This is a genomic window from Streptomyces sp. NPDC046197 (assembly GCF_040646295.1).
Taxonomy (GTDB): Bacteria; Actinomycetota; Actinomycetes; order Streptomycetales; family Streptomycetaceae; genus Streptomyces.
Genome location: NZ_JBEYZY010000006.1, coordinates 296,437 through 319,595, shown reverse-complemented (window position 1 = coordinate 319,595; position 23,159 = coordinate 296,437). Strand labels below are relative to the sequence as shown.

General features: G+C 73.0%; 22 protein-coding genes. 11 read left to right on the top strand and 11 right to left on the bottom strand.

The window, feature by feature from the left end:
- The 3 genes from AB0A61_RS11855 to AB0A61_RS11845 all read right to left on the bottom strand — a co-directional run bounded on the left by AB0A61_RS11855 (nt 1) and on the right by AB0A61_RS11845 (nt 3,385).
- Nucleotides 1-891: a hypothetical protein gene (locus AB0A61_RS11855; protein ID WP_361289947.1), complete on the bottom strand. Its 891-nt coding sequence runs from the start codon at nt 889-891 to the stop codon at nt 1-3.
- A 115-nt stretch (nt 892-1,006) separates the two neighbouring features.
- Nucleotides 1,007-2,533: a hypothetical protein gene (locus AB0A61_RS11850; protein WP_361289944.1), complete on the bottom strand. Its 1,527-nt coding sequence runs from the start codon at nt 2,531-2,533 to the stop codon at nt 1,007-1,009.
- Nucleotides 2,534-2,689: 156 nt separating this feature from the next.
- The gene (locus AB0A61_RS11845; protein ID WP_361289941.1) at nt 2,690-3,385 is read right to left on the bottom strand and encodes a GntR family transcriptional regulator; all 696 of its coding nucleotides are present in this window, start codon (nt 3,383-3,385) and stop codon (nt 2,690-2,692) included.
- Nucleotides 3,386-3,629: 244 nt separating this feature from the next.
- On the opposite strand from AB0A61_RS11845, the gene AB0A61_RS11840 reads away from it, so the two are divergent.
- Genes AB0A61_RS11840 through AB0A61_RS11820 form a run of 5 tightly spaced genes read left to right on the top strand, consistent with a single transcriptional unit; the run spans nt 3,630 to nt 8,070 of the window.
- Nucleotides 3,630-4,949, top strand: a complete 1,320-nt coding sequence (locus tag AB0A61_RS11840; protein ID WP_361289937.1) for an MFS transporter — start codon at nt 3,630-3,632, stop codon at nt 4,947-4,949.
- Nucleotides 4,950-4,954: 5 nt separating this feature from the next.
- A complete protein-coding gene (locus AB0A61_RS11835; RefSeq protein WP_361290042.1) occupies nt 4,955-5,791 on the top strand; it encodes a putative hydro-lyase in 837 nt (278 codons plus the stop codon).
- A 40-nt stretch (nt 5,792-5,831) separates the two neighbouring features.
- On the top strand, nt 5,832-6,590 hold the full coding sequence (locus tag AB0A61_RS11830) for a 5-oxoprolinase subunit PxpA (protein ID WP_361289934.1): 759 nt from the start codon (nt 5,832-5,834) through the stop codon (nt 6,588-6,590).
- A complete protein-coding gene (locus AB0A61_RS11825) occupies nt 6,587-7,204 on the top strand; it encodes an allophanate hydrolase subunit 1 (RefSeq protein ID WP_361289931.1) in 618 nt (205 codons plus the stop codon). Before AB0A61_RS11830 ends, AB0A61_RS11825 begins: the two co-directional genes overlap by 4 nt.
- Nucleotides 7,201-8,070 (top strand): biotin-dependent carboxyltransferase family protein, encoded by an 870-nt coding sequence (locus tag AB0A61_RS11820; protein ID WP_361289929.1) that lies wholly within the window; start codon nt 7,201-7,203, stop codon nt 8,068-8,070. The genes AB0A61_RS11825 and AB0A61_RS11820 overlap by 4 nt, the downstream gene beginning before the upstream one ends.
- 195 nt (nt 8,071-8,265) lie before the next feature.
- On the opposite strand, the gene AB0A61_RS11815 is transcribed toward AB0A61_RS11820, so the two are convergent.
- The 5 genes from AB0A61_RS11815 to AB0A61_RS11795 all read right to left on the bottom strand — a co-directional run bounded on the left by AB0A61_RS11815 (nt 8,266) and on the right by AB0A61_RS11795 (nt 13,755).
- Nucleotides 8,266-9,120 carry an SGNH/GDSL hydrolase family protein gene (locus tag AB0A61_RS11815; protein WP_361289926.1) on the bottom strand — a complete coding sequence of 285 codons (855 nt, stop codon included), beginning with the start codon at nt 9,118-9,120 and terminating at the stop codon, nt 8,266-8,268.
- Nucleotides 9,117-10,286 carry a glycosyltransferase gene (locus AB0A61_RS11810; RefSeq protein WP_361289923.1) on the bottom strand — a complete coding sequence of 390 codons (1,170 nt, stop codon included), beginning with the start codon at nt 10,284-10,286 and terminating at the stop codon, nt 9,117-9,119. Before AB0A61_RS11810 ends, AB0A61_RS11815 begins: the two co-directional genes overlap by 4 nt.
- Nucleotides 10,283-11,449, bottom strand: a complete 1,167-nt coding sequence (locus AB0A61_RS11805) for a glycosyltransferase family 1 protein (protein ID WP_361289921.1) — start codon at nt 11,447-11,449, stop codon at nt 10,283-10,285. Before AB0A61_RS11805 ends, AB0A61_RS11810 begins: the two co-directional genes overlap by 4 nt.
- A gap of 170 nt (nt 11,450-11,619) precedes the next feature.
- Nucleotides 11,620-13,038 (bottom strand): HEAT repeat domain-containing protein, encoded by a 1,419-nt coding sequence (locus tag AB0A61_RS11800; protein ID WP_361289918.1) that lies wholly within the window; start codon nt 13,036-13,038, stop codon nt 11,620-11,622.
- A gap of 324 nt (nt 13,039-13,362) precedes the next feature.
- Nucleotides 13,363-13,755 carry an ankyrin repeat domain-containing protein gene (locus AB0A61_RS11795; protein WP_361289915.1) on the bottom strand — a complete coding sequence of 131 codons (393 nt, stop codon included), beginning with the start codon at nt 13,753-13,755 and terminating at the stop codon, nt 13,363-13,365.
- A 304-nt stretch (nt 13,756-14,059) separates the two neighbouring features.
- On the opposite strand from AB0A61_RS11795, the gene AB0A61_RS11790 reads away from it, so the two are divergent.
- Nucleotides 14,060-14,254, top strand: a complete 195-nt coding sequence (locus AB0A61_RS11790; RefSeq protein WP_361289913.1) for a hypothetical protein — start codon at nt 14,060-14,062, stop codon at nt 14,252-14,254.
- A 41-nt stretch (nt 14,255-14,295) separates the two neighbouring features.
- The gene (locus AB0A61_RS11785) at nt 14,296-15,876 is read left to right on the top strand and encodes a hypothetical protein (protein ID WP_361289910.1); all 1,581 of its coding nucleotides are present in this window, start codon (nt 14,296-14,298) and stop codon (nt 15,874-15,876) included.
- 43 nt (nt 15,877-15,919) lie between these two features.
- Here the strand turns inward: AB0A61_RS11785 and AB0A61_RS11780 are convergent, their stop codons facing one another.
- A complete protein-coding gene (locus AB0A61_RS11780) occupies nt 15,920-17,419 on the bottom strand; it encodes a PLP-dependent aminotransferase family protein (protein ID WP_361289907.1) in 1,500 nt (499 codons plus the stop codon).
- Nucleotides 17,420-17,680: 261 nt separating this feature from the next.
- On the opposite strand from AB0A61_RS11780, the gene AB0A61_RS11775 reads away from it, so the two are divergent.
- The 4 genes from AB0A61_RS11775 (at nt 17,681) to AB0A61_RS11760 (ending at nt 21,133) form a co-directional block, all read left to right on the top strand.
- Nucleotides 17,681-18,304, top strand: coding sequence for a hypothetical protein (locus tag AB0A61_RS11775; protein ID WP_361290039.1), 624 nt, complete (start codon nt 17,681-17,683; stop codon nt 18,302-18,304).
- Complete coding sequence (locus tag AB0A61_RS11770; protein ID WP_361289905.1) at nt 18,301-19,068, top strand: glycerophosphodiester phosphodiesterase; 768 nt, start codon at nt 18,301-18,303, stop codon at nt 19,066-19,068. The genes AB0A61_RS11775 and AB0A61_RS11770 overlap by 4 nt, the downstream gene beginning before the upstream one ends.
- Before the next feature lie 61 nt (nt 19,069-19,129).
- A complete protein-coding gene (locus AB0A61_RS11765) occupies nt 19,130-20,479 on the top strand; it encodes an MFS transporter (protein ID WP_361289902.1) in 1,350 nt (449 codons plus the stop codon).
- 279 nt (nt 20,480-20,758) lie between these two features.
- Nucleotides 20,759-21,133, top strand: a complete 375-nt coding sequence (locus AB0A61_RS11760; RefSeq protein WP_003977404.1) for an RNA polymerase-binding protein RbpA — start codon at nt 20,759-20,761, stop codon at nt 21,131-21,133.
- 93 nt (nt 21,134-21,226) lie between these two features.
- Here the strand turns inward: AB0A61_RS11760 and fxsA are convergent, their stop codons facing one another.
- Nucleotides 21,227-21,787, bottom strand: a complete 561-nt coding sequence (gene fxsA / locus AB0A61_RS11755; protein ID WP_361289899.1) for an FxsA family membrane protein — start codon at nt 21,785-21,787, stop codon at nt 21,227-21,229.
- A 71-nt stretch (nt 21,788-21,858) separates the two neighbouring features.
- Complete coding sequence (locus tag AB0A61_RS11750) at nt 21,859-22,662, bottom strand: polyprenol monophosphomannose synthase (RefSeq protein ID WP_361289897.1); 804 nt, start codon at nt 22,660-22,662, stop codon at nt 21,859-21,861.
- Nucleotides 22,663-23,159: the final 497 nt, after the last annotated feature.

Here is a 23,159-nt window from a genome sequence, read left to right as displayed (position 1 = left end):
TCAGGAGGAGGCGGGCGTGTGGAAGGGCAGCCCGGCGTCGGCCACCAGCTCCAGGTCGTCGGTGACCTCGGCGGCCAGCAGGGTCGGCGTGCCGTCGGTCACCGGGACCACGCCCAGTTCGAGGAGCTCGGCCATGGCCGCGCTGCCCGCCAGGTCGCGCACCTGGAGCTGGTAGCGGGCCGTCGTCCGGTAGGTGCCGCCGCCGTCGTCGCCCGTGCGCTGCAGGAACCCGGAGTCGGTGAGGAACGTGACGGCCTTCGCCACGATGCCCGTGGTGGACGCTGCCGGACGGCGTGCGTCCTTGGTGGCCCCGGTCGCGCTGCGTCTGGCCCAGATCCGCCAGGCGGCCTCCAGTCCGGGCGCGTCGGTGGCCGGGTCGGTGTTCTCGCCCTGCTCCTCGGCGCGCTCCTCGAGGCGACGGCAGGCCTGGCGGACGAAGGCGTCGACGCCGTTGACCGTGACGCGCCCGATGTAGCCGTCGTCGGCGAGGTCCTCAGGCCGCGGGAACGCCATGGCGGCAACCGCGAGATGGGCGAGGCCGTGCAGGAACCGGTCTGCCGAGTCGGCGGCCGTACGGCGCGCGTAGTCACCCATGCGGACGGCGAACACCGAGTCGTCGGCGGCCGTGACCGCCATGCCCGCGCGCGGGGACACCTCCAGCACGACCAGGCCGAGTCCGGCGGCCACGGCGTCGGCGAGCCGTGCGAACGCGGGGTCCTCGCGGTAGCGGCGCAGCAGCTCCGCGTACTCCTGGTCCCGGGCGGGCTGCAGCTTGGGCTGCAGCCCGAACGCGACGAGCCGTGCCGCGTCGGCGGCGTCGGCGGGCGTGACGGCCGCACCGGCCGACGTGGCGGCAGGCTCGGTCTCACTCGACTCGACGTGCTCGTTCACGGTTGAGGCTCCCTGGGGATCGGAAGAACTGGGGGCTGGGCAACTCCGCAGGGGGCGGGAGGTACTGCGCGGCAGGACACAGCGGACCCGCACCCCGGCGACGGTCTGCACTCCATCACGCGGCTTCCGTCCTGTCCGCCGCCATGCCCGCCGCGTCCAGCAGCGCCGTACCCACGATGAGGTCGGCTCCGCCGAACTCGGGATCGTCCAGCTCCGTGCCGTCGTCCACCGCGAACAGGAGCTTCTCCTCCCCTTGACGATAGGCCGTGCCGACCGGCGGGCTCGCCGCGTGCACGGCCAACAGGGCGACGAGATAGGGGAGATCGGGATCCTTGCGCCGGGCCTCGGCCAGCAGACCCGACAGCCGCCGCGGCGCGTCGGCGGGCAGGTCGAGGAGTTCCGTCGCGGCCGCCAGCTGCTCCTCGCTGAAGCGGCTGTCGTCCGGCGTGGCGATCAGGTCGGGCTCGGGCATCTCCGCGCCGAGGTGTTCCCGCTCCACCGGCGGCGTGAGCAATATGTCGACAAGGTCGCCGACCCGGACGGACACCGGTGTGCGCAGCCCGGTCCCGCGTGCGAAGAAGGCGTCCGTGACGCGGATCGCCTGCTCCAGGGGAAGCGGAAGGGTGGGCGCGAGCAGATGCCCGTAGAGATCCGTTCCCGAGGTGCTCGTGGGGGCGGCGAAGGCCTGGCGGTCCTGTTCGGCGCGGAAGAGCGGGCCGGCCTCCAGCAGCCGCGACTGGAGCTGCGTGTGCCGGCGGATGCAGTCCTTGACGATGTCGACGAGCTCGGCGGCGCGCCGTTTGTGTTCGGGTTCCTCGGACTCGTCACGTGCCTTGCGGATGTTGGTGAGGATCGCGTTCTCGTGCCGGTACCGGTCGGCGACGTGGTCGAGGGCCTCGGCGATCATGTCGGGCACGGCGCTGAGCCAGTCCACGGCGCGGACGTTGCGCCGGGTGGCCTCCAGGGCGCGGCGGAGCGTCTCGGAGTACTGGACGGTCCGGTAGCGGGCCTGCTCGGCGGCGAGCTGGGCGTCGGCGAGGCGTCCGCGGCGGATGAGCACCTCCAGCTTGACCTCGGCGGCGATCTGCGCGCTGGTGACGTCGGTGTCGAGGGCGCCCACCAGGACGTTGACCGCCTCGTCCGTCGTCCGCAGGTAGACGCTGCCGCCAGGGCCGGGCACCTCCTCGATCAGCTTGAAGTCGTAGTCACGGCGCACGTACGTGCCGTCCGGCGCGAAGGTGCCGTACACCGCGCGGAAGCCGCGGTCCACGCTGCCGACGTTGATCAGGTTCTCCAGTACCCAGCGGGCCACGCGCTCGTGCTCGGCGACGGGCCGCCGCGGGGCCTGGGCGGCGATGCGCGGGACGAGCCGGGCCACGATCTGGTCGTGGTCGGCGCCGGTGTCGAAGTCCATGTTGAGCGTGACGAGGTCGATGGCGGCGAGGGCGACCTCCGCCATGCCGTACACGGAGTACTCGCCCGCGAGGTTGGCCTTGCGCGCGTCCAGGTCGTGCAGCGGCGCGGTGCAGGCGAGCGCGCGCAGGCGCCGCGCGAGCCCTTCGTCGGCGGCCGGGCCCGGTGCGGGCCGCGGCCCCGCGCTGAGCTGGGGCGGAACGCTGTCCGTCGATGCAGGCGAAGTCACGGTGCACAGATTAGGTCCTTGGTCTGACAACGACCCAAACGACGCAGACGGGCCCCGGCGCCACCGTGGTCGCGGCGGCCGCGGTGGACCAGCTGTCCGTCCTCGCCGGACCTGCTGTCGTCCTCGCCGGACCAGGTGTCGTCCTCGCCGGACCGGCTATCCGTCCTCGCCGACCCGGCGCCGGTACACCTCCACGACCCGGTCGAGCGAGTCGTCGAGGTAGACGGCGAGCAGCTTCTCGGCCTCGCTCCGGGCGCCCTCCTGGAGGGCGTGCAGGATCTGCCGGTTGCGGGTGAGGTAGGGCTCGTGCAACTGGCGCGGGTCGTCGACGACATGGAAGGCCAGGCGCAGTTCGGCGAACACGCTGCGCATCAGCTCGTCGGTGCGGTCGCTGCCCGCGAGGGCGACCAGCTCCCGGTGGAAGTGGATGTTGGCCGTGCCCAGCCCTTTCCAGTCACCTTCGCGCGCCGCCCGCTGCCCCTCGCCGACGGCCTCCGTGAGCCCGTCGAGCGCGTACGGCGGCTCGCCGAGACCTCGTACGACGGCGCACTCGACGAGGCGGCGGGTGCGGTAGATGTCCTCGACGTCCTCCACGGTCAGCACCCGCACGAAGACGCCGCGGTTCAACTCGTGGACGAGCAGCCGCTCGTGCGTGAGCAGGCGGAACGCCTCGCGCAGGGTGTTGCGGGAGACGCCGAGCGCCCCGCCGATGCTGTCCTCCGACAGCCGGGTGCCGGGTGGGAAGTACCCCTCGGCGATGCGGCTCCTGAGGATGTCCGAGACCCGCTCGGCGGTGCTGGTGCGGCCCAGCAGGGCGCGGTCGTCGGCCAGTCCGGTCAGCTCCTCTGCCATGCCCGGAATTCAATCGCAGACACCAGAACGAAACAACACGGGTATTGAAGGATCGTTCAACGATCCTCTACCTTGCTGCGGACGGTGTCGCCCCGCTCCCTCCGCGGCGCCGCGGATTCCACCCGGCACGAAACGACGCGACGGCAACACCACGCGGCGGCACAACGCCACGCGACGGCACGACTTCCGCACGGCACGGCTCAGTCCCACAGCGCCCTCCCGCCCCTTCATCTGCGAGGTGCCCATGAGCTCTACCCCTCCACCGCAGGCCATGCCCTCCGACGCCCCGGTCCGGGCCGGTGAACGCACCGCCGACGACGGCGCGTTGGGCTGGATGCGGGCCCTGGACCCGCGCGGCCGGCGCGCCTTCGTGGGCGCTTTCGGCGGCTATGCCCTGGATTCATACGACTACTTCACACTGCCGCTGAGCATGGTCGCGCTGGCGGCATACTTCGGCCTGGACAGCGGCCAGACGGGCCTGTTCACCACGGTCACGCTGGTCGTCTCCGCAGTCGGCGGGGCCGTGGCCGGTGTGGTCGCGGACCGGATCGGCCGCGTCAGGGCCCTGATGATCACCGTGATCACCTACGCGGTGTTCACCGTCGCCTGCGGGCTCGCGCCCACCTACGAGACGCTGCTGGTGTTCCGCGCCCTGCAGGGCCTCGGATTCGGCGGCGAGTGGGCGGTCGGCGCGATCCTGGTCGCCGAGTACGCGAGCGCGAAGCACCGGGGACGTACGCTCGGCGCGGTCCAGAGCTCGTGGGCGGTCGGCTGGGCGCTGGCCGCGGCCGTCTACACGCTGGTCTTCTCCTTCGTGGGCGACGACCTCGCCTGGCGCGTGATGTTCTGGACCGGCGCGCTGCCCGCGCTCCTCGTGGTGTGGCTGCGGCGCCGCGTGCACGACGCGCCCGGGGCGACCGCCGTCCGTGAGCGGGGTGCCGGGAAGGGCTCGTTCGCGGCGATCTTCGAGCGCGGCTCGGACGGGTCGCCGGGTCTGCTGCGGACGACGGTCTTCGCCGTGCTGCTCTCCACCGGCGTCCAGGGCGGCTACTACACGCTGGCGACCTGGGTACCGACGTATCTGAAGACCGAACGGGGCCTGTCGGTCGTCGGGACGGGCACCTACCTGACACTCCTGATCTCCGGCGCCTTCGCCGGCTACCTGACCGGCGGCTACCTCACCGACCGACTGGGCCGGCGGCGCAACATCTGGCTGTTCGCCCTGCTGTCGGCGATCTGCATCGCGGCCTACGCGAACATCCCGACCGGCGCCAACACCCTGCTGCTGGTGCTCGGCTTCCCGCTCGGGTTCTGCATGTCGGCGATCTTCAGCGGCTTCGGCTCGTACCTGAGCGAGCTCTACCCGACGGCCGTGCGCGGCACGGGCCAGGGCTTCACGTACAACACCGGCCGGGCCGTGGGCGCCGTCTTCCCGACCCTGGTCGGCTTCCTGGCCGACAGCTGGGGAGTGGGCGGCGCGCTGGTCTTCGGCGCGATCGGCTACGGCATCGCCGCCCTGGCACTGCTGGGGCTCCCGGAGACCCGCGGCAAGGAGCTGGCGTGAGTGCCGTGGACGACCGCCGTCCGGACCTGGCGGAAGACCGCCCCGTGGCCCTCCTCGACGAGCACGCGCACGCGTGGAGCCCGAAGGCCGCGCGGGAGCGCTTCCGGGACGGCCTCGCGGGTCCCACGGCCGGAGTGGCGGCCGGCCACACCCAGGTGAACCTGATCTGCGTCCCGGCGGACTGGGCCTACGACACGCTGCTGTTCTGCCAGCGCAACCCCAAGCCCTGCCCGGTCCTGGACGTCACGGACGCCGGTTCCTTCACCACCGTCCTCGCGGACGGCGCGGACCTGCGAACCGACCTGCCGCGCTACCGGGTCTGGCGGGAGGGCCACCTGGTCGACGAGCCGACGGACGTGCGCGACCACTGGCGCGAGGACCTGGTGTCCTTCCTGATCGGGTGCAGCTTCACCTTCGAGTGGGCGCTGGCGGAGGCGGGCGTGCCGATCCGCCATCTCGAGCAGGGCTGCAACGTCCCCATGTTCGTGACGAACCGTCAGTGCCGGCCGGGCGGGCGGCTGCACGGCCCGTTGGTGGTGTCCATGCGTCCGGTGCCCCCGGAGCACCTGGCGGCCGCCATCCGGGAGAGCAGTCTGCTTCCCGCGGTGCACGGCAGCCCCGTCCACTGCGGCGACCCGTCGGGCCTCGGCATCGAGGACCTCGGCCGCCCCGACTTCGGCGACCCGGTGGCCGCCGAGCCGGACGACATCCCGGTGTTCTGGGCGTGCGGTGTGACCCCGCAGGCGGCGGTGACGGCCTCCCGGCCGCCGTTCGCGATCACCCATGCACCGGGCCAGATGTTCCTGACCGACGCCCGGGACGAGCAGTACCGCGTGGCCTGAGCGAGTCCTGAGCCAACAACACACGGAGAAACCAAGTCCCATGACCTCGATCGATCTGAACGCCGACCTCGGCGAGGGCTTCGGCCGCTGGCGGCTGACCGACGACGAGCGGCTGCTGTCCGTCGTCACCAGCGCCAATGTGGCCTGCGGCTTCCACGCCGGGGACGCGGTCACCATGCGGCAGGTGTGCGAACGGGCCGCCGAGCGCGGGGTACGGATCGGCGCGCAGGTCTCCTACCGGGACCTCGCCGGGTTCGGGCGGCGCGCGATGGACGTGCCGCCCGCCGAACTGGCGGCCGAAGTGGCGTACCAGATAGGTGCCCTGGAGGTCTTCGCGCGGGCGGCGGGCGCGCGCGTGGCCTACGTCAAGCCGCACGGCGCGCTCTACAACCGGGTGGTGCACGACGAGGAGCAGGCGGCGGCGGTCGTCGAGGGCGTCCTGCTGGCGGACGCCGCCCTGCCGGTGCTCGGGCTGCCCGGGTCCCGCCTGCTCGAACTGGCCGGGAAGGCCGGACTCCCCGCGGTCACGGAGGCGTTCGCGGACCGCGCCTACACCGACGCGGGCACGCTCGTGCCACGAGGCCGGGACGGCGCGGTGGTCACCGACCCGGAGGCCGTCGTCGAGCGCTCGGTGGGTCTGGCGCGCTCGGGGACGGTCACCGCGCACTCCGGGGCGCGCATCGAGGTACGGGCCCGCTCCCTGTGCCTGCACGGCGACACGCCGGGGGCGGTGGAACTGGCCCGGCGGGTCCGGGAGCGGCTCGTGGCCTCCGGTGTGCGGGTGGAGGCCTTCGTATGAGGGCGCTGCCCGTCGGCGAGCGCGCGCTGCTCGTCGAGGTCGCCTCGGGCGAGGAGGCACAGGCCCTGCACGCGGAGCTGCTGCGCCGCCGTGCGGAAGGCCTGCTGTCGGTCCGTGAGATCGTGCCCGCGGCTCGCACGGTCCTCCTCGACGGCCTCGACGACCCGGATCGCCTGGCCTCTGAACTGGCCCGGTCCCCCCTGCCGCCGGCGCTCCAGGGCGAGCGGCACGTCGTGGAACTTCCCGTGCGCTACGACGGTCCGGACCTCGCCGCCGTCGCCGCCCTCTGGAACGTCCCCGAGCGCGAGGTCGCCCGGATCCACGCGGCCACCGACTTCCGCGTCGCCTTCTGCGGCTTCGCCCCGGGCTTCGGCTATCTCACGGGGCTGCCCGCCCCCTGTCACGTTCCGCGCCGGGCCAGCCCGCGCACCGCCGTCCCGGCCGGTTCCGTGGCGCTGGCCGGGCCCTACACCGGCGTGTACCCGCGCTCCTCGCCGGGCGGCTGGCAGTTGATCGGCACCACGGACGCGGTGCTGTGGGACCACGCGCGCGTGCCCGCCGCACTGCTGTCGCCCGGCACGCGGGTGCGCTTCGTCCCGGTGGGTGCCGTATGACGGACCGCGCGCTCGTCGTCGTACGCGCCGGGGCGCTCACCACCGTGCAGGACGAGGGGCGCCCGGGCCACGCCCATCTCGGCGTTCCCCGTTCCGGTGCGCTCGACGCGCCGGCCGCCGCGCTCGTCAACCGGCTGGTCGGCAATCCCTCCGGGGCAGCGGTTCTGGAGACGACGCTCAGCGGTTGTGCGGTGCGGCCGCGCTCGGCGGTCACGGTCGCCGTGGGCGGCGCGCCGTGCCCGGTGACGCTGGACGGGCGGCCGGTCGCCTGGGGTGCGCCGGTGCGGGTGCCGCCCGGCGCGCTGCTCGACGTGGGCCCGGCCGCCTCCGGAGTGCGCAGTTACGTCGCCGTCTCCGGAGGTGTCGCCGTCGAGCCGGTGCTCGGCAGCCGCTCCACGGATCTGCTGTCCGGGCTGGGCCCCGCCCCGCTGACGGACGGCATGGTGCTCCCCCTGGGACAGCCGATCGGCCGTCACGCGCGCGTGGATGTCGCCCCGCAGCCGCGGGCTCCGGCCGCGCTGGTGCTCAGGGTGACCATCGGGCCGCGCGAGGACTGGTTCACGCGGGCGGCGGTTCGTGTCTTCACCTCGGGCACGTACCGGGTGTCGTCGGCGAGCAACCGCATCGGCCTGCGGACCGAAGGACCCGCCCTGGAGCGGGCGCTGCCGGGGGAACTGCCCAGCGAGGGCATGGTGCTGGGCGCCGTGCAGGTGCCGCCCGACGGCCGGCCGGTCGTCTTCCTGGCCGACCACCCGACCACCGGGGGCTACCCGGTGATCGGGGTCGTGCGTGCCGCCGACCTCCCGGCCGCCGCCCAGGCGGTACCGGGCACGCCGGTCCGCTTCGTGGCCGTGCGCCGCCGCTGAGGGCCCGAGGGCCCTGCCGGACGTCCACTCGCCGCCCACCGTGCCCACTCGGCCCACTCGGCCCACTCGTTCGGTGACCTCGCGTACGCACTCGAGGTACGCCCGCGCCCGCAGGGCCGACGCGCGCTACGACTCCGCGACGGCTCGGCACTGCTCACCCTGCCCGGCCTGCGCCCGTGCCCGGGCCGGCCCGGCTCAAGCCGCCTCCGGCTCCGGGGGCTCGGCCGCGGACAGCGCGGCCAGGGCGGCGGAGACGGCGGCGGACGCGCGCAGGTCGAGCCGGGCGCTCGTACCGCGGGCACGGTGGCGCATCTCGTCGGCTGCGAGGGAGACCAGCTGCGGGAGCAGGTCCGTGCACCGCCGGGCCACCCAGCCCGTTCCGGCCGTGGCCAGCCACAACAGGCTCGCCGACCTGCTGGGCGCGGGGAACTCGGGTACGGGCGAGGGCGCGGCCCCGGTCGCCAGGCCCGCCCCGGCGAGCAGGGCGTGGAAGCGGACGGCCAGCTGCCGGTGCCCGCGCTCTCCGGGGTGCAGCCGGTCCGCGCTCCACATCGCCCGGTCGGTGAGCCACTCCCCTTCCCCGGCGTGCAGGTGCACCGCCCCGTAGCGGTCGGACAGTGCGTGCACCACGGCGTTGACCGCCCGCTGCCGCCGGGCCAGCGGGCGGGCCAGCGCGCGCGGCAGGCCGAGCATCGCGCCGGGGTCGGGCAGACAGGCCGTGAGCAGGACCGCGCCCTGGCCGGTGAAGGCCGCGTACACCCGGTCGAGCCGGTGGGCCACGGCGTGGATGTCGAAGGTGCAGCGCAGGGTGTCGTTGACGCCGATGAGGACCGCCACGAGGTCAGCCCGTAGCTCCAGCCCGGCCGGGGTCTGCCGTTCCAGCACGTCGCGGGTCTGCGCCCCGCTGACCGCGAGGTTGGTGAACTCCACGGGGCCTTCGGCCAGTCCGTCGGCCAGCAGCGCGGCCCAGCCGCGCCATCCGCCGTCCACGGGGTCGCCCACGCCCTCGGTCAGCGAGTCTCCGAGGGCGATGAAGCGGAGGCGTCTCATGCCACGCCCTCCGACACGAAGCGGGCCGAGTCACGGGACGGCGCCGGCGCGTCGTGCGCGGCGAGGAAGGCGGCGACGGAGGTGTCCCATCCGAAGCGTTCCGCACGCGCGCGTGCGCCCTCGCGCCGCTGCCGCTCGGGGCGTTCCAGCAGCGTCTCCACGGCGTCCGCGAAGGCCTGCCCGCGGTCCACGGCGGTGGCCCCGGCGGAGCCGATCACCTCGGGCAGTGCGGAGGAGGCGCTCGCCACCACCGGCGTGCCGCAGGCCATCGCCTCCAGCGCGGCGAGCCCGAACGTCTCGGCGGGCCCGGGGGCCAGGCACACGTCGGCGGAGGCCTGGAGTGCGCCCAGCAGGCCGCGGTCGGAGACGTGCCCGAGGAAGGTGACGGGCAGCCGGGACTCGCGTGCCCGCTGCTCCAGCCGGGGGCGCAGGGGACCGTCGCCCGCCACCACCAGCGCCGCCCGCCGCCCGCGCCGCAGCAGGGCCTCCAGCGCGTCGAGCGCGGTGCCGGGCCGCTTCTCCACGGACAGCCGGGTACATGTCACCAGCAGCGCCTCGTCCACGCGCGCGTACTGGGCCCGCAGGCCGGTGTCCCGCAGCGCCGGGTGCCGTTCCACCAGGTCGACGCCGAGGGGCGCGCGGACGACGTTGCGCGCGCCGATCCGGACGAACTCCCGCTCGGCGAACTCGGTGGTGCACACCACGCGCGCGTAGGTGTGCGCGGTGCGGATGTTGAGCGCGTCGGCGGCGCGCCGGGACAGGTTCTCCGACAGCCCCCAGGTGCGCAGCACCCCGTCGGCCGTCTCGTGGGACACCATCACGGCGGGAACGCGGGCCCGCCGGGCCCACCTGCCGGTCCAGCGCAGCGTCGTACGGTCGGACACCTCCAGGCGGTCCGGGGCCAGCTCCTCCAGCAGGGCCGCCACCCGCCGCTTGTCGGTCAGGACGCGGTATCCGCCGGTGCCGGGCAGCAGCGGGCCGGGGAGGGTGATGACCCGGCCCTGCTCGGTGTCCCGGTCGGTGTACCGCTCGGCCGGGATGATCAGCACCGGTTCGTGACCCGCCGCCTTGAAGCCCTTGCCGAGTTCGCGCAGTGCGGTGCGCAGGCCGCCGGAGGCCGGGGCGACGAAGTTGGCGAGGCGGACGATGCGCAGGGAGCCGGTCATGCGGCCACCACCGTCTTCCGGGCGGCGAGGACGTCCTCGTAGTGGGCGATCAGCTGGTCGCCGACGGCCGACCAGGTGCGGCCCTCGACGGTGGCGCGTCCGGCGGCGCCGTAGGCGGCGCGCAGCTGGGGGTCGGCCGCCAGCGACGACACGGCCTCGCGCACGGCCGCGGCGTCGCGCGGCGGGACCAGCAGGCCGGTGCGGCCGTGGCCGACCAGGTCGAGCGGGCCGCCGGCGGCGGGCGCGACGACGGGGACGCCGCTGGCCATGGCCTCCTGCACGGTCTGGCAGAAGGTCTCGAAGGGACCGGTGTGCACGAAGACGTCGAGGGAGGCGAAGAATCGCGCGAGTTCGTCGCCGGTGCGGCGGCCCAGGAAGAGCGCACCGGGCAGTGCCTCCGCCAGACTCGGTTGGCTTGGCCCGTCGCCCACCACGACGACCCGGACGCCTTGCAGACCGCAGACGTCGGCGAGGAGTTCGACCTGTTTCTCGGGGGCGAGCCGGCCGACGTAGCCGACGATCAGCTCGCCGTTCGGGGCGAGTTCGCGGCGCAGCGCCTCGTCCCGGCGCTCTGGCCGAAAACGGGCGGTGTCCACTCCGCGCGGCCACAGCCTGACCCGGGGCACGCCGTGCGCCTCCAGGTCGTGCAGGGCCGCGCTGGAGGGGGCGAGGGTGCGGTCGGCGGCGGCGTGCACCGAGCGTATGCGCCGCCAGGCCGCGGCCTCACCGGCGCCCATGTAGGTGCGGGCGTAGCCGGCGAGGTCGGTCTGGTAGACGGCCACGGCGGGGATGCCCAGCCGGGCGGCGGCCGCCATGCCGCGGACGCCGAGGACGAAGGGACTGGCCAGGTGGACCAGGTCGGCGCGGTGTTCGGTGATGGCCGCGGCGACGCGTCGGCTGGGGAGGGCGACGCGGACCTGGGGGTAACCGGGGAGCGGAAGGGAGGGGACACGCACCACCGGGCACGGCGCCAGGGCGTCGGGCCCGGTGCCCAGGTGGGCACCGCCCTGTTCGAGCGGAGTCGAGAACTTGGGGGAGGTGGTGGGTGCGACGACGAGGGGAGCGTGACCGCTGTCGACGAGGTGCCGGGCGGTCTGGAGCGCGCAGTGGGCCACGCCGTTCACATCGGGGGGAAAGGATTCGGTCACGATGACGACACGCATACCGGTGTTGTCGCCGTGCCGGACGTGGCCGCGTCAACGTGGATCTTTCCGAACGAGGAACGTCCCATGAGCGTTGGGCTGCACAGCCGAGCAGGTCAGCCCCTGTCCACACGCTCCTGACTTCCGGGTCACCGGTCGTTCATCGGATCGACTCTCGGGTCACCGCACCTTCACGTGTTCGGCATGTCGGGTCCGATCCGGCTGCGGACGGCTGTCTGCACCTCGGCCTCCTCCGCCGGGTCGGCGGCGAGCCGGCGCAGCCGGTCGACGACGCGGTTGTCGCCGGTCTCGGCGTGCCGGGCGGCGAGCTCCCGGGTCGTCTCCTCGCAGTCCCACAGGCACTCGACGGCGAATCCGGCGGCGAAGGAAGGGTCGGTGGCGGCCAGGGCGCGGGCGGCCCGGCCCCGCAGATGGGAGGAGGCGGTCTCGCGGTAGATGTGCCGCAGGACCGGGGCGGCGCAGGTGATGCCGAGCCGTCCGGTGCCGTCGACGAGGGTCCACAGGGTCGGCGCGTCGGGGCCCTCCCCCCGTACGGCCTCCCGGAGCGCGGCGAGGACCAGGTCGCGGTCCCGGGTGGCGCCGCGACAGGCGAGCATGCGGGCGGCGGCGGCGCCGAGCGGGTCGGGGCGGCGGGCCCAGCCGCGGGCCCGGTCGACGACGGCGACGCTGCGCATGCGCTCGAAGGCGTCGACGGCTGCCTCGACGACTACGGCGGAGCCGTCGCTCACCGCGGCCTCGATCAGGTCCAGCGCATCGGGATCGTTGCTGTCAGCGAGGTAGCGCAGCGCGGTGGAGCGGGCTCCGTCGGTGCCCTCCCGGGCGGCCCGGACGATCTCGGGCCGGTCCTCGGGGCCCGCGACGGCGCCCAGACAGCGGGCGGCCGGGACGTGCAGGGCCGCGCCCCGCTCGACACCCTGCTGGGCCCACTCGAGCACAGCCTGGACGCTCCATCCCGGGCGGGGACCGCTCGGCCGCATCTGCCGCTGCCAGCGGTCGAAGCAGCCGGTCTCCTGGGCGGCACGCACGCGCGTGGCGATCGATGCGCGCGGATCCTCGGCCCACAGCCGCCACGGCCGTGGCTCGAAGGCGTCACGCACGGCGACGGCCAGCTCGGCCTCGCCCTCGGCGTCGGTGGAAAAGCGCGCGAGGACGGGCGCGGCCAGGGCGCGCAGCCCCGCGTCGTCGTCCCTGAGCGCCAGTTCGTCGAGGGCCCAGGCCCAGTTGGAGCCCGAGGCGGCGTACCTGCGCAGCAGTGCGAGCGCGTCGCGCCTGCCGTACGAGGCGAGGTGCCCCAGGACAGCAAGGGCCAGCCCGGTGCGGGACTCGTCGGTGTCGAGGACGTCCTCGGGGTCGAAGAGGTGCGCCTCGATCGCGTCCAGCTCGCCGTTCAGGTCGAGGAAGAGCCGGGCGTAGTAGAGCGAGCGGTTCTCCACCTGCCAGTCGTGGCGGGGATCGCGCAGCACACAGTGGTTCAGTGCCGCCAGCGCTTCGGCGCGGGGGGCGGTGAGCGCGTGCAGCGTACCGTCGCCGCGGCCCCGCTGGAGCAGGCCGAGCAGCGTACCGCTGGGCGCTATGACCGGATCGAACATGGGAAACAGCCTCACATCAAGCGTCGACGCAACCGGAGAACACGCACTACCTGGCCGCGTGACAACACGTCGGTGCGCCCGCCGTCTCTTGCTTGCTGTAGACCATGTTCCTCTGCCTCTCGTCGGTGGCCCATGCGGACCGCATCACGGCCCGCGCGGTGCGGCAACACCTGCCCGGCCATCGCGTCCGTGAATCACGACGTCATGATGACCCGGCCTGTGAGCTGCCGCGACCGAAATTTCCGGCGGCCCCGTACCGCCTCCCCCGTTTTCCGTTTCCTACCTGGTCAGAGGGGCCGTTTCAGCTGCTCACGGCCCCTGCGTTCAGTGTTCGCCGAACAGCTCCAGCAACTCCGCCCGGGCGAACATGCGGGCCGTGTCGACGGCCGAGGGCGTCCCCAGGGACGGGTCCGCGCCGCCCTCCAGCAGGGCCTTGATGACGTCCTGCTCGCCCTTGAAAACCGCCCCGGCGAGTGGTGTCTGGCCCCGGTCGTTGACACGGTCGGCATCGGCGCCACGGGCGAGCAGCGCCCGGACCGCGTCGGCGTGCCCGTGATAGGCGGCGAGCATCACGAGGGAGTCGCCGCGGTCGTTGGTGAGGTTGGCCGGAACGCCCGCGTCGACGTACGCCACGAGTGCCTCGGTCCGGCCCTGCCGGGCCAGATCGAAGATCTTGGTCGCCAGCTCCACGACCTCGGGGTCGGGGGCTTCACTCATCGGCGGACCGCCTCTCACGAACGTTGGGGACTGCGGAGAGCAAGCGTACGGCGGCGAGCGGTGCCGTCCGTACGGGTGAATCGCCAGCGTACTGGCTCGTGCGGCACATGACCCGATGTGCCCGAGGTAAAGATCACCACAGACACGACCGGACGCAACAGTGCTTCTCATTCGGCCCAGCAGACTCGGCCACCCGAAGGAAAACGAACGAAATTCACCCAGTTGCACCTTTTGTCATATAGATACATGCTGTGATGCTGGAAGAACTCAGGGTGACTGTCCCCCTCGACACCAGGAGACCCCCATGATCCTCTCCATCTCAGGCGTCGTCCTGCTCGGCATCATCGTCTTCGTGTTCTTCCGAAAAGACGGACTGAAGCCCTCGCACGCCTGCATCTCGACCCTGTTCGGTTTCTACCTGGCGAGCACGGCCCTCGCGCCCAGCATCAAAGCGGGCGGCGAGAGCCTGGCGAGCCTGCTCGGCGGCATGAAGTTCTGACGCCGCCCTCTCCCGCCCGTACGCACCCGCAGGAGGCAGCAGTGGCCCGGCGTCCCCTCCCCCGCATTCTGAGCACTGGCGGCGCGCAGCTCGCCCGGAGCCGGGAGCTGGCCCGGACGGCGGCCGACAGTGCCACCGACGTCCTCCACCCGCTGATCACCGTCACCCGCGGTCTGCGCCGGCTGGCCGCGGCCGGGCGGCGCAAGTGGGCGGACACGCCGAAGGACCGGCGCGGGCCACTTCTGTTCCTGGTGGCGTCGCTGATCCTGGTCGTGGCGCTGGTGCCGTACGGTCCGCTGCTCGCCGCCATCGCCCTGATGGCGGCGGCGGCATGGCACGGCCGCGACCGCACCCCGTCCGACGCGGAAGGGCCCGACGAGTCCCGGATCCAGCGCCTCCGGTCGCTCTACGAGGCCCTGGTCCCGTACTTCTCGGCCGCTGAGGACCCCGCACCGCTGTACGCCCACGGCGGCGAGTGGGAGAAGGCCTTCCCGTCCTACGAGTTCGACGACTCCGGCCGCGTCTGCCATCTGCTCGTCCGCTACCCCGCGTACTTCACCGACGGCGAACCCGAGTCCCGCGCGCGGATCGAGCACCTGCTGACCGCGAAGTCCGGTCGCGGCCGCGAGTACCTCTTCACCTGGGACGAGGAGGGCAACCAGCTCACGGTGACCGCCCTGGCCCCGCTCCCCGGCGACATCGCCGCCCAGCGCTTCGTCTCGGCCCCGGGCGAGACGGTCCTCGGCTTCACCGACCCCAGCGAGGTCCAGCGCACGCTGCCCCTCACGTACGGCGAGGAACAGCGCGACGTGCCCCCGGTCGTCTGGCGCACGGGCCTGCGCTCGACCGAGCCGCACCTGCTGGCCCTGGGCCAGCCGGGCAGCGGCACCTCCACCCTGCTGCGCTCCGTCGCGCTCCAGGCCCTCCAGTACGGCGACGTGCTGATCGTGGACGGCGGCGGCACCGGCGAGTACGCGTGCCTGACCGGCCGGGACGGAGTGCTGGCGGTGGAGTGCGGACTGGCCGGCGTACTGGCGAGCCTGGAATGGGCGGCCACCGAGACCGAGCGCCGGCTGATCGCCGTCAACCGGGCCCGGCAGGCGGGCCACCCGCCGCCGGACGACACCAAGCGGCCGCTGTGGATCCTGCTCGACCGGCCGACCGCGTTCACGCACCTGGCCGCCGCGGACGGCCGCAAGGATCCGCAGTCCCTGCTCCAGGTGCCACTGCGGCACGGACGGGCGGTCCATGTGACGGTGGTCGTGGCCGACCAGTTCGACAGCGCCGACGCTCTCAGCGACGCGGTACGGCAGCACACCCGCGCGCGCGTGGTGCTCGGGCCCGCGACGGCCGAGCAGCTGAAGGCCGTGCTGGGAGCGCCGCCGCACACGACGCCGCTCTCCGTCGTGCCGCCCGGGCGCGGGTACGCGCGGCTGGGCACGGGACCGGTGCACCGGCTGCAGGTTCCGGCGACCCCCGATCCCTACGACGACTCGACCAGCGACGCGCATCGCAAGGCGGTGCTGGATCTTCTGCCGCCGAAGACGACTCCCGCGGACGGGGAGACCGTGCCGGAGCCCACGGAGGCTGTGACCGAGGCCGCGGTGGCCGAGCCTTCGTAGAGCGACCGGGGGCAGGCTGTCGCCAGGACGCGCGGATCGGCGGTTACGCCACGAACGAGCGTGGAGACTCCGTCCCCACCGAAGCCCCCGACTCCACCAGCCGCGCCGCCGCGGCGAGCCGCGCCGCCGCCTCCTCCGCCACCGCTCCGCCGACCGTGAACGGCAGCCGGACATAGCCCTCGAAGGCACCGTCGACGCCGAAACGAGGGCCGGAGGGGACGCGTACGCCCACCCGCTCCCCCGCCTCGGCGAGCCGGGACCCCGACAGGCCCCCGGTGCGCACCCAGAGCGTGAGCCCACCCTGCGGAACCTCGAACTCCCAGCCGGGCAGCTCCCGGCGGACGGCCGCGACCAGGGCGTCCCGGTTCTCCCGGGCCTGGCTCCGCCGGACCTCCACGGCCTCCTCCCAACCCCCGGTGCTGAACAGCCAGTTGACGGCAAGCTGCTCCAGCACGGGCGTGCCGAGGTCGGCGTAGGCGCGCGCGGCGACCAGGCTCCGGATCACATCGGGGGCGGCCCGGACCCATCCGATGCGCATGCCGGCCCAGAAGGCCTTGCTCGCGGATCCGACGGTGAGGACCGTGGATCCGGCGGGGTCGAAGCCGCACACCGGGCGGGGCATCCGCAGGCCGGGGTCCAGGTGGAGTTCGCTCATCGTCTCGTCGACGACGAGCACGGTGCCCGCCGACCGGGCCGCCTCCACCAGCCGGCGCCGCTGGTCCTCGTCGGCGAGCGCACCGGTGGGGTTGTGGAAGTCGGCGACGACATAGGCGATCCGCGGCGCGGCCTCGCGCAGCACCTGCCGCCAGCGGTCCATGTCCCATCCGGACAGCCCCTCGGCCATCGCCACCGGCACGAGCCGGGCGCCGGCCTCCCGCATCAGCTGAAGGATGTTGGCGTACGAGGGCGACTCGACCGCGATGCGCTCGCCACGGCCCCCGAAGAGGTGGCAGATGGCGTCGATGGCACCCATCGCACCGGTCGTCACCATGATCTGCTCGGGCATGGTCGGGATGCCGCGCGCCGTGTACCGCTCGGCGATCATCGAACGCAGCGCGGGCAGCCCGGCCGGGTAGTCGCCGTGCGTGTGCGCGTAGGGCGGCAGTTCCTCCAGCGCTCCCTGCACGGCGCGGGTGAGCCATGGTTCGGGGGCCGGAAGCGCCGCACAGCCGAGATCGATGATCGAGCCGAGCGCCTCCGGTGGCAGCGGTTCGAGGCCCCGTGCGGGCAGCGGGTTCCCGGCCGGCACCGCGGTCCAGCTGCCCGCCCCCCGGCGGGACTCCAGGAAGCCCTCGGTGCGCAGCGCCTCGTACGCGGCGGCGACCGTGGTGCGGCTGACGGACAGGGACAGGGCCAGCTCGCGTTCGGCGGGCAGCCGGGCGGCCACCGGCACCCGGCCCTCGAGCACCAGCAGCCGGATGCCGTCGGCGAGCGCGCGGTAGGCCGGTGGGCGGCGCGTGCCTGGGCCCGCCGGGCGGTCCTGCTGGGAGTTGAGCAGCCGGGCGAGCTGAGCGGCACCCACCGCAGAGGTCCACTGCGCCATGACTACCAGTCCACCTTCCCGGAATTGGCCATGGATGGCTTTTCTTTCCAAGCCACAGAGTGACATGTGTCAGGCCACTACCACCACCGGGGGCTCGTTTTGTCCGCTGATCCATGTGATCCCTCTGATCCCTCTGATCAGTTTGATCCGTCTCACCCCTCTGACCGCTCAGACCCCTCTGACCGCTCTGACCGCTCAGACCCCTCAGACCGCTCAGACCCGTGTGATCCGCCCAAGAAGGGCCGCCGTCCGGGACGGCGGCTGTTCCAGTTGTACGGCGGGCTCGCACTGTACGGCGGGAGCTCCGCCCTCCTGGTGAAGGCCGGGCTCGGCCTGGAGCCGTGGAACGTGCTCCACCAGGGGCTCGCCGAGCTCACCGGACTGAGCATGGGCGTGGTCCTGACCATCGTGGGCGCGGGTGTCCTGCTGTTGTGGGTTCCGCTGCGCCAACGCCCGGGGCTCGGCACCGTCTCCAATGTGCTGGTGATCGGCTTCGCCATGGACGCCGCCCTGGGCGCGCTTCCCGAACCGCGCTCCCTGGCGGTGCGGATTCCGCTGCTCGTCTCCGGCATCGTGCTCAACGGTCTGGCGACCGGCCTGTACATCGCCGCGGACTTCGGCCCCGGTCCACGGGACGGTCTGATGACCGGGCTGCACCGGCGCACGGGCCGCTCGATCCGGCTGATCCGTACGGCCGTTGAGGTCGCGGTCGTCGCGACCGGCTTCGCCCTCGGCGGCACGGTCGGCGTCGGCACGATCGCGTACGCGCTGGCGATCGGCCCGCTGGCCCAGCTGTTCCTCCGGGCTTTCGCCGCCCCCACGGCATCGGGCCGCAGCACGGTCGTTGCCGTCGGGTCACCCGAACGGGCGATACTGCGTTCGTGACCACGCACATACGCCACCCGTACCTCGACCACCCGGGCCCCATCGCCTTCGCCCACCGCGGCGGAGCCGCCGACGGTCTGGAGAACACCGTGGCGCAGTTCCGGCGTGCGGCCGAGGTCGGCTACCGGTACATGGAGACCGACGTCCACGCCACCGCGGACGGCCATCTGGTCGCCTTCCACGACTCGACCCTGGACCGGGTGACCGACGGCGCGGGCCGAATCGCCGACCTGCCGTGGGAGGACGTGCGCCAGGCGCGTGTGGCGGGGCGTGAGCCGGTGCCGCTCTTCGAGGAGCTCCTGGAGACCTTCCCCGAGGTGCGCTGGAACGTCGACGTCAAGGCGGAGCCGGCGCTGCGCCCGCTGCTGGATCTGATCGAGCGGACGAACGCCTGGGACCGGGTCTGTGTCGGCTCGTTCTCCGAGGCGCGCGTGGTGCGCGCGCAGCAGCTGGCCGGGCCGCGGCTGGCCACGTCGTTCGGCACGAGCGGCGTGCTGGGCCTGCGGCTGCGCTCCTGGGGCGTACCGGCCGCGCTGCGCCGGTCCGCGGTCGCCGCGCAGGTCCCCGTGTCCCAGTCGGGCGTCCCGGTGGTCGACCGGCTGTTCCTCCGCGCCGCCCATGCGCGCGGGCTGCACGTGCACGTGTGGACGATCAACGAGCCCGAGCGGATGCACCGGCTCCTGGACCTCGGTGTGGATGGCATCATGACCGATCACATCGACACGTTGCGCAAGGTCCTGGAGGAGCGGGGCACCTGGGTCTGACGGCCCCGGCCCGCCCGCCCCAGGGCTGCGCCGCATCTTCAGCGGGGAAGCGAGGGCACGGGTGGGCACCGACACCGTGCAGGCAGGCGCGGCCGACGAGGCCGGCGAGCGGCGGCGCGAGCAGCGCGGCTGGTACTTCTACGACTGGGCGTGCTCCGTCTACTCGACGAGTGTGCTCACCGTGTTCCTGGGGCCGTATCTGACGACGGTCGCCGAGTCGGCCGCGGACGCCGACGGGTTCGTGCATCCGCTGGGGATCCCGGTGCGGGCCGGGTCGTTCTTCGCCTACTGCGTCTCCGCGTCCGTGATCGTGGCGATCCTCCTGATGCCGCTCGCGGGTGCGGCGGCCGACCGTACCGGCCGCAAGAAGCCGCTGCTGGCGGCGGCCGCGTATGTGGGGGCGGCCGCCACGACCGGGCTGTTCTTCCTGGACGGCGAGCGCTATCTGCTGGGCGGTCTCCTGCTGGTGATCGCCAACGCGTCCGTGGCCGTCTCGATGGTCGTCTACAACTCCTACCTCCCGCAGATCGCCCCGCCCGAGGAGCGTGACGCGGTCTCGTCCCGCGGCTGGGCCTTCGGCTATGCGGCCGGCTCCCTGGTGCTGATCGCGAACCTGGTGCTCTTCACCGGGCACGGCTCCTTCGGGGTGTCCGAGGGCATGGCGGTGCGCATCTGCCTGGCCTCGGCCGGCCTGTGGTGGGGCGTCTTCACCCTCGTCCCGCTGAAGCGGCTGCGCGACCGCCGTACGACGAAGGCCACGGCACCGCCGGTGCACGGCTGGCGTCAACTGGCCGCCACGGTCCGGGACATGCGGGGCAAACCGCTCACCCTGGCCTTCCTGCTCGCCTACCTCGTCTACAACGACGGCATCCAGACGGTGATCTCGCAGGCCTCCGTGTACGGCTCCCAGGAGCTGGGCCTGAGCCAGTCGACCCTGATCACGGCGGTACTGATGGTGCAGGTGCTGGCGGTGGCGGGAGCGCTGGGCATGGGACGGCTGGCCCGGACGCATGGGGCGAAGCGCACGATCCTCGGTTCACTGGTCGCCTGGACCGTCACCCTGGCAGCCGGGTACTTCCTGCCGGCCGGGGCACCGGTGTGGTTCTTCGTACTGGCCGCCGGTATCGGACTGGTCCTGGGCGGAAGCCAGGCACTGTCCCGGTCGCTTTTCTCGCACCTCGTCCCGCCGGGCAAGGAGGCCGAGTACTTCTCCGCCTACGAGATGAGCGACCGCGGGATGAGCTGGCTGGGGCCGCTGCTGTTCGGGATCACCTACCAGCTGACCGGGAGCTACCGGGACGCGATCATCTCGCTGGTGGCCTTCTTCGCGATCGGCTTCGTGCTCCTCGCCCGGGTTCCGGTGCGGCAGGCGATCGCCGACGCGGGGAACCCGGTTCCTGATCGGATTTAGCACTCGAGGCGAAAGGGCTGTAGCGTACGCGTTTGGCCTGCCAGGCGTACCGTTACTGCGCGTCAAAGATGCCGAAACGCTGGGTGACATCTCCTTTCAGATGTGACAAACCGGGCGCCGGTGGGTACTGCACTGGTTGACAAGGCTGCGGCTACGACGGCGACGCATGACCCGGAACGGGACCTCCGAACGGGAATCTTTACCGCCGACCGGACGTTGACCGGATGACGACGACAGCGACACCTGTCCTGTGGGCGACAAGCCCGGGAGGCACGATTCATGAGTGAGCGAGCTCTTCGCGGCACGCGCCTCGTGGTGACCAGCTACGAGACCGACCGCGGCATCGACCTGGCTCCACGCCAGGCCGTGGAGTACGCATGCGAGAAGGGGCACCGTTTCGAGATGCCCTTCTCGGTCGAGGCGGAGATCCCGCCGGAGTGGGAGTGCAAGGTCTGCGGGGCCCAGGCACTCCTGGTGGACGGCGACGGCCCTGAGGAGAAGAAGGCCAAGCCGGCGCGTACGCACTGGGACATGCTGATGGAGCGGCGCACCCGTGAGGAGCTCGAAGAGGTCCTCGAGGAGCGCCTGGCCGTTCTGCGCTCCGGTGCGATGAACATCGCCGTTCATCCCCGGGACAGCCGCAAGTCGGCGTAGTCCCGGCTGGGCTCGGCCAGAGCACAAGCGCACACCGGTAACCGCGGGCGCCGTACGTCACAGTGACGTACGGCGCCCGCGGTTTGCGTGTGTTCAGCGGCCGAGCGGCGGGTACTGCTCCCGCGGCGCGTCCCCCGGCTCCTCCCGGATCACCTCACCCTGGACGATCTTGCCGTCGGGGCGATGGATGCGGACCTGCTGGAAGGCGTCGCCCAGGCTGCCGGGGGCGGACTCGCGCAACCTGCGGTCCACCGCCCGCTCCGCGAAACGGCTGACCGCCTTCTGGACCGCGGGGATCAGCAGGAGCAGACCCGCCGCGTCCGAGATCAGGCCGGGAATCATCAGGAGCAGGCCACCCAGCATCATCAGGCCGTTGCCGCCGCCGCGCGACGGAGTGCCGCCCCGTCGCAGTGCCTCGTTGAGGTTCTGGAAGGCGCGCCGCCCGGCCCGCTTGATCACCACCGCGCCGAGCACGAACCCGGCGAGCAGCATCAGGAACACGGTGAAGCCGCCGGCCGCGCCCGCGACCACCGTGAGCAGCCAGATCTCCAGCACGAGCCACGCGGCGACACCCAGCGGCAGGTACCTGCGCAGTCGCGAGCGCCGGGGCCGGGTGGGGTACCGAGGGGTCGAGGTCGGAGCGCCTGTCGTCATGCTCCCAGTGTGCCCGGACGCGGCTCAGCACGGGATAAGCGGGCGATGAGCCCGGCCTGTGCGCTCCGCCACTAGCGGCCGGTCCGCCTCCCGGCCCGGCCGGTGACCTTCGCGACCCGCTCGCGCACTCCCCAGGACGTGACCCGCCACAGGGCCTCCACCAGGATGTCGCGGCTCATCTTGGAGTCGCCGAGTTCCCGCTCGACGAAGGTGATGGGCACCTCGACGACGTGGTAGCCGGCCTTGACCGCGCGGCGGGCGAGGTCGACCTGGAAGCAGTAGCCCTGGGAGGCGACCTCCTTGAGACCGAGGCCCTCCAGGGTCTCCCGGCGGAAGGCCCGGTAGCCACCGGTGATGTCGCGCAGCGGCAGGTCCAGGGCGAGGCGCGAGTAGAGACTGCCGCCGCGGGAGATGAACTCGCGGGACTTCGGCCAGTTCACCACGCGTCCGCCCGGCACCCAGCGGGAGCCGAGCACCAGGTCCGCGTTCTTCAGGGCGGTCAGCAGGCGCGGCAGCTCCTCCGGCTGGTGGGAGCCGTCGGCGTCCATCTCGACCAGCACGCCGTAGTCCCGTTCCAGGCCCCAGCGGAAACCCGCGAGGTAGGCGGCGCCCAGGCCCTCCTTGCCCTTGCGGTGCAGCACATGGACCTGCCCGTCCTCGGCGGCCAGCTCGTCGGCGAGCTTGCCCGTGCCGTCCGGGCTGTTGTCGTCGGCCACGAGGACGTGCGCCTCGGGGACCGCCCTGCGCACCCGGCCCACGATCGTCTTGATGTTCTCCGCCTCGTTGTAGGTCGGGATGATCACCAAGGCGGTGCCCAGCGGGCCGAGCCGCCTCTCCTGGGCGTGTGCCGCGAGGGTGCGGTCGCCGTCGTTCACTGCTGCCCCTTTGCCCCTTCATGTCCGTACGCAGGGACCACCATAGTGGTGACGGCCTGCGGGGACGTGACGGCATGTTCGTATCGTGGTGTCGATTCAACAAGAGCGGAGTAAGGACGCTCTTTCGGGATCTTCCCGTCCTGCGGATGGGGGCCCGGCGCCCTTCGGGCCGACCTGGGACCCGCTGGCTGCGGATCGACCGACAGGCCGTTGTCTACTGAGCGCCCGGGCCCCACCCTGGTCGCACCTGTCCCCCAAGCTCTCGGCTGCCCTCGAGCAGGGAGGGACCCCCATCCGTCCGGCACTCCCCCGTCGGCGCGGGCGCTGAGCCTGGCTCCCAGTGACGGTGACCCGGTGCGGCACACCGTCCCTGACCCAGCGGCGCTGCGACGGGTTCGTGGAAGCTCCCCGGTCGGGCATCCGGTGGTGGACCCGGCCGAACCTACCGGCCCTCGGGCGCCGCCTGTCAAACGCCACCTGAACTGCCCAGACATCCG